At 36.7% G+C, this 6,716-nt stretch carries 4 protein-coding genes and 1 pseudogene; 3 read left to right on the top strand and 2 right to left on the bottom strand.

All coding sequences use genetic code 11. The features are described from left to right. Nucleotides 1–126: 126 nt before the first annotated feature. Together VLB74_RS04380 and VLB74_RS04375 are read right to left on the bottom strand one after the other, a co-directional pair. Nucleotides 127–1,164, bottom strand: a complete 1,038-nt coding sequence (locus tag VLB74_RS04380) for an AMP-binding protein (RefSeq protein WP_325202244.1) — start codon at nt 1,162–1,164, stop codon at nt 127–129. Further along, entirely contained in the window at nt 1,164–2,078 is a 915-nt protein-coding gene (locus tag VLB74_RS04375; RefSeq protein ID WP_325202243.1) for a CPBP family intramembrane glutamic endopeptidase, read from the bottom strand. Before VLB74_RS04375 ends, VLB74_RS04380 begins: the two co-directional genes overlap by 1 nt. Nucleotides 2,079–2,183: 105 nt before the next feature. On the opposite strand from VLB74_RS04375, the gene arsC reads away from it, so the two are divergent. From arsC to fumC, 3 genes and pseudogenes are all read left to right on the top strand, one after another. Beyond that, nucleotides 2,184–2,525 (top strand): arsenate reductase (glutaredoxin), encoded by a 342-nt coding sequence (gene arsC, locus VLB74_RS04370; RefSeq protein WP_325202242.1) that lies wholly within the window; start codon nt 2,184–2,186, stop codon nt 2,523–2,525. 97 nt (nt 2,526–2,622) lie between these two features. Beyond that, nucleotides 2,623–5,106 (top strand): annotated as a pseudogene (locus VLB74_RS04365) (TonB-dependent receptor). A gap of 355 nt (nt 5,107–5,461) precedes the next feature. After that, nucleotides 5,462–6,716: class II fumarate hydratase (gene fumC, locus VLB74_RS04355; RefSeq protein WP_325202240.1), on the top strand; the 1,255-nt coding region annotated here is incomplete at its 3' end.

Genomic DNA, 6,716 nt, shown 5'->3' with positions numbered 1-6,716 from the left:
CAGCCGATTATTATTTCAAAATGCAGCAATAAAGCGAAAGTACAACAACTTTTTTCAAAATAACCACAAAGCATGCTTAACCTTCGTCGTATGGGCGATGTGAACATTAAAAAGCAGCTTTGTGGTTCATTTTTTTATGGTATCGGCACGTTTGATTTTTCCGGTTTCGGTTTCTGAAAATTTTGGAACAAATACTATTTCTTTAGGTTTTTCGAATTTATCCAAACCATCAAAAGCCGAACTTCCTATCTCATAAGGACTACTTTCAATAACCAAAACCAGTTTTTCACCTAAGCTGTTATCCGGTTTACCGATTACAAAAAACCGATGAGGAATTTTCCCGCCCAACTTCTCCTCTATTCTTTCGGGGAACAGCTTCACTCCTCCACTGTTGATGACATTATCAAATCGGCCAAGCCACACAAATTTATCATCACCCACTATCTCAACAACATCATTGGTAATTATTTTGGTTTCCGATAATCTCGGTGCATCAATCACCAAGCATTTTCTGTCATCTGTAGAAACAGTAATACCCGGCAATACTGAAAAACCCGAATCCTGAATTTTTTTTGCAGCAATATGGGTAATGGTTTCAGTCATACCATACGTTTCATAGATGGCTGTAGGCAGCTGTTTTAGTTTTCTGGCTAAATCCGGACTCAATTTTGCACCTCCAATAATCACTTTCTTAACCAAACGTAATTGTTCAAACGAATTTTCAACCTGAAGCGGAACCATTGCAGTAAAATCATAGTTTGTTTTATTTCCGTCAAGCGGATGAGCGTCCGGTTTTACAAAATCCAAATCCCAACCCAACACCATGGCACGGACTAACATCATTTTCCCGGCTATATACTGCATCGGCAGACAATGCAATGCTTTACAATTGCTCTTCAAATCAAAAAAAGCAGCTGTAGCTAATGCCGAATTAACCATTGCTTCTTTCTTAAGACGAATTACCTTCGGAGTGCCTGTTGTTCCGGAAGTAGTTACTTCGACAAAATCATTTTCATCGAACCAATCCAAAACAAATTTTGACAAATGTTTTTCGAATTCTTCATCGGAATTCAAAAGCTCATTTGCAAACGAACAAAATGATTTAGAATTATAGGCCTTTCCATTAAATTTAAAGTCGGAATGCATATCCAAAAAACGATTCATTATATTTCCTTTATTTCAATGTCTGATGGCTGAACCAATTTTCCGGTTAATTTTCCTTTCCAATCGCTCCATCCGTATTTCTTTGAAAAGATATAGATCAGCATTGGAAAAATTATGAAAACCGGAATTATTATGTCGAATCCTGCAGTCGGTTCAGAAACGTCCTTCAAAATTGAATTGGTCTGAAAGGCTGTCCAATCTGCCGTAACCAAAAGGGCTCCAACTAAATTATTTGCGGCATGAAAGCCCAGCGCAAGTTCTAATCCATCATCCATTAAAGTGATGATTCCTAGGAAAAAACCTGTTCCTATGTAGTAAATCATAATGATCAAACCTAATTTTCCCACTTCCGGATTGGCGATATGCATTAATCCGAACAAAATAGAAGTCGTAAGAAACGGGATTAATCTGCTGTTTGTAATCACTCCCAAACCCTGCATCATATATCCTCGGAACAGATATTCCTCAAAACTTGTCTGTAGCGGAATCAATAGCGTTGCCAATAACAAAAAAGAAAAAAAAGGCAAAGGTTTGAAATTGAAAACAAAATTTTCGGGAGCCACGAAATAAGAAATTATGGTTAGTAATGCCGAAATGAATGCCCACAATCCGAAAGAGAATAGAATCCTTCCCCAATCGACCTTCTTTCTTGCGGTTGTTAAACTTCTGATGCTTTGTCTGTGGATGAATTTAACCCAAAACAATAATCCGAGACACATTAGCGACAAGGGAATAATTACAAAAACAAAAGTTAGGTTACTTCCCCAGCTTTCGATCATCTCATCCATAATTGCATCCGTACTCATATCCTGGGTCATTACATAATTGGCAAGCATTAAAGTTGTAAACCCAAGTAAAACAGGAAGATAAAGTATAAAATTAAAATTTTTGTTCTTAATTTGTTCAATAAACATAAGTACGTTTTTAAAAAATTGGTGTATTTGTTGCTGATTTTGTTACGCTGAAGATACTTCATTTTTTACTTTTATGAAGTACTTTTGCCGAAAATACAAAAAAACATGATTACAATCTATCATAACCCAAGATGCAGCAAATCACGAGAAGGAGTTTGTTTATTGGAAGAAAAAGGAATTAAATTCAACACCGTTAAGTATCTTGATGAAAAAATTTCGAGAGAAGAACTAACTGAAATACTTCAGAAACTGAATTGCAAACCGATTGAATTGGTAAGAACAAAAGAAACCCTTTGGAAAGAAGTATATAAAGACAAAGATCTTTCTGATGATGAACTAATTACAATCATGACTGAAAATCCGGTTTTAATAGAACGACCTATAATTATTAATGGTAATAAAGCGGTAATTGGCAGGCCTATTGAAAAAATCCTTGAGATTATTTAGAATTATTCCATTTTCGTTTTAACAAAGATTTGTGATTTCACGGATAAACCAAGAGGTATTTTTGCAGTCTTACTGACCAAATCAAACCAAATTATACATGAAAAAGATAAATGCTTTAGTAACTTTTTTAGTACTGCTAACAACACTTTTTTCATTTGCGCAACAAAGACCGCAGGGACAAAAAGTAAAAGTAACCGGAAAAGTTACTGAAAAATCTTCGGGCCAGCCTTTAGAATATGCCAGTGTTTACGTGCAAAACATCAAAAACCCTTCAATGGTTTCTGGAGGAATGACAGATGCAAAAGGAGAATTCTCCTTTGATGTCCCTGTCGGCGTTTACTACATCAAAATTGAATTCCTTGGTTTCAAAACAGTAGAGTTTAAAGACAAAGCCATCAATGCTGATACAAATCTTGGCGTAATTCCCGTAGCGGAAGATTCTAAACAATTGGATGAAGTTGTTATCGTTGCCGAAAAAGCTGCGGTTGAAATCAAATTGGATAAAAAAGTTTACAATGTCAGCAAAGACATGATGGTAAAAGGCGGAACTGCCAGCGATGTGTTGGATAACGTTCCTTCGGTTTCTGTGGATGTTGACGGAAATGTGAGCTTACGAGGCAATGAAAACGTAAAAATCCTGATTGACGGAAAACCATCAGGTATGATTGGTGTAAATGTAGCACAGGCCTTAAAGCAACTTCCGGCAGATGCTGTCGAAAAAGTGGAAGTAATTACAAATCCTTCGTCACGCTATGAAGCCGAGGGTGGAGCCGGTATAGTGAACATCGTTCTGAAAAAAGGAAAAAACCAGGGTATTAACGGAAGTGTTACCGGTACAGTGGGATATCCTGAAAATTATAACTTAACCGGTAATTTCAATTTCAGAGGCGAGAATTTTAATTTCTTTACCAACCTTGGTTACAACAACAGTACAAGCCCGGGTAATTATTTAGGTAACTCACATTATTTAGACCCTGAAATCGGAGCGCCAACATATATTGATGAAATAAGAGAAAATGACAGGGAAAGAAGAGGTAAAAACAACAATTTTGGTTTGGAATGGTTTTTAACCAAATCTTTAAGCTGGACAAACTCGGTAGGGTTTTCAAAAAATGATGGAGGAAATCCTGAAAATGTAAATTATTATAATTATGATGAAAATCATGAGTTAATTGACATCAGAAATCGTTATAACGATCAGACCAATGAAAGTGACAACCTGAATTTCTCTTCCAACATTACTAAAAACTTCAAAAAAGAAGGACATAAGTTAACTGCCGACTTTTCGGTTTCGGGAAATCATGATGATGATCTTTCCATCATTACTGAAAGTACTGTAGGAAGCACTGCAACTCCAGTAATAACAGGAACCACTAATTATCAGAAACAAAGTCGTACGCTGGCACAAACAGATTATGTTTTACCTATTGGTAAAGGACAATTTGAAGCCGGATACAAAGGTGATTTTTCCAATCTGGTAACCGATTACAGCGTTGAAGAGGGAATCGGCCCAGATCAGGGACAAGGTTCAGGTACAATCAATACCAATTTAACAAATAAACTGAATTACAAGGAAAGTATAAACGCTGTTTATTCTCAATATGGCAGCAAAATTGGAAAATTCAGTTATTTGGCCGGCCTTCGATTTGAAGATTCCGACATCGATATCAATTTGCTTACAACAAACGAATTTGACAACAAAAAATACAACAATCTTTTCCCAAGTGTGTTTTTGACATATGAGATTGGAGAAAAAAGCAGTGTTAGTGTCAATTACAGTAAAAGAATCAACCGTCCGAGAGGCCGTCTGATAAATCCTTTTTCAAATTATTCAAGTGACATCTCTTACTTTAAAGGAAATCCGGATCTTGACCCTTCCATGACGAATGCTTTTGACATTGGATACATGAAGCAATGGGACAAATTAACACTTACCACTTCGGCTTATATTAATCATACAGAAAACTCTTTTCAGTTTATCCGAAGAGAATCAGGAGAAGATGTTGACGGAATCCCGGTAATCGAAACCACTCCAATCAACCTGGCAACCGAATACCGCGGAGGTCTTGAATTTACATTAAATTACACTCCATACAAATGGTGGAAATTAAACGGAAATTTCAACTTCTTCAGAAATTAAACGCAAGGTGATTATACCTATGTAAATTATAAGGGAGAAACTATCGTACAGGATTTTGACAATATTGCTTTTACTTGGTTTACACGTGTAACTTCGAGAATTACCTTGCCTTATGCCATTGACTGGCAAACCAACGCAACGTATAATGCTCCACAGGAAAATGCTCAAGGAAAAAGTTTAGGTGTCGTTTCAGCAAATTTAGCATTCAGTAAGGATGTATTAAAAGACAAAGCGACTATTACACTTAACGTAAATGACCTTTTCAATTCAAGAAAAAGAATTTTCGACAGTAATCTTGATTCCGTAATTACACACACGGAAATGCAGGGTCGTGAAAGACAAATTAACTTATCATTTACGTATCGTTTCAACAAAAAGAAAACAGATAGAGACAAAATGCCTAAAAATGCTGGTGAAGGTGAAGATTTCATAGGAGGTTAAAACAAAAAAGTCCCGATTACTCGGGACTTTTTTATTTTTATGAAAGTCAGAAATTCTAACTATTCATCGTTTTTGCGATTTCTTTTCTCTTTATAGTTTTCCCATAATGCTCCTCCTACCCAGTAGAACACGAAGTTTACCAAGAAAAGCATTAACCAGAATCCTGTTAAAAAGATCCCTAAGAAAAGTAAAAAACCTAAATACTGACTAAATTCAAACATGTTTTCCGGAATTTTATGAATTCACGCCAAATATACGTGTAAAATTCAGGCTGGACAAAACTTTCTTAAATTTATTTTAACAACATTTATTAACCGGTTGATATTCATTAATTTTAAGGAAAAATTGACATATTATGGACTTTCGAATTGAAAAAGACACGATGGGAGAAGTAAGCGTTCCGTCAGAAAAATACTGGGGAGCACAAACTGAACGTTCCAGAAATAATTTTAAAATTGGTGAACCGGCTTCCATGCCGAAAGAAATCATTGAAGCTTTTGCTTATTTAAAAAAAGCGGCAGCTTACACCAATTGCGATTTAGCCGTTTTGCCCATTGAAAAACGTGATGCTATATCACAGGTTTGCGACGAGATTCTATCAGGAAAACTGAATGATAATTTTCCATTAGTGATTTGGCAGACTGGTTCAGGTACGCAAAGTAACATGAACGTAAACGAAGTCATTGCTAACAGAGCACAAGTTTTATCAGGAAAAAAAATTGGCGAAGAATCTTTTATAAAAGCCAATGATGATGTGAACAAATCGCAGTCTTCCAATGATACTTTCCCTACCGCAATGCATATTGCTGCCTATAAGGTTATTGTTGAAACCACTATCCCGGGAATCGAACAGCTACGAGACACACTGAAATCAAAATCGGAAGAATTTATAAATGTTGTGAAAATTGGGCGTACCCACTTAATGGATGCCACCCCCCTAACCCTTGGACAGGAACTTTCCGGTTATGTTTCGCAATTGAATCACGGGTTAAAAGCGCTGAAAAACACACTTTCCCATTTGTCCGAATTGGCTCTCGGAGGAACAGCCGTAGGAACCGGTTTAAACACTCCTAAAGACTATGATGTAAAAGTGGCAGAATACATATCAAAATTTTCAGGATTACCGCTCAAAACCGCCGAAAACAAGTTTGAAGCCCTCGCCGCTCACGACGCCATGGTAGAAACACATGGCGCTCTGAAACAATTAGCGGTTTCATTAAATAAAATAGCGAATGATATTAGAATGATGGCTTCGGGTCCGCGTTCGGGAATTGGAGAAATTTTTATTCCTGAAAACGAGCCGGGTTCTTCCATCATGCCCGGAAAAGTGAATCCGACACAATGTGAAGCTTTAACGATGGTTTGTGCTCAAGTGATGGGAAATGACGTTGCTATTACAATTGGTGCGACCCAAGGACATTATGAACTGAACGTTTTTAAACCTTTAATTGCTACCAATTTTCTTCAATCGGCTAGATTATTAGGTGATGCGTGTATGTCGTTCAATGAACATTGTGCCGTTGGAATTGAACCTAATTACACCCGAATCAAAGAATTGGTAGATAATTCACTGATGCTGGTTACCGCGTTAAATACAAAAATAGGTTATT

Origin of the sequence: Flavobacterium sp., assembly GCF_035456225.1 — a bacterium.
GTDB lineage: Bacteria > Bacteroidota > Bacteroidia > Flavobacteriales > Flavobacteriaceae > Flavobacterium.
Note: the sequence above shows the minus strand (reverse complement) of the source record. Positions and strands in the feature narration are given on the sequence as shown.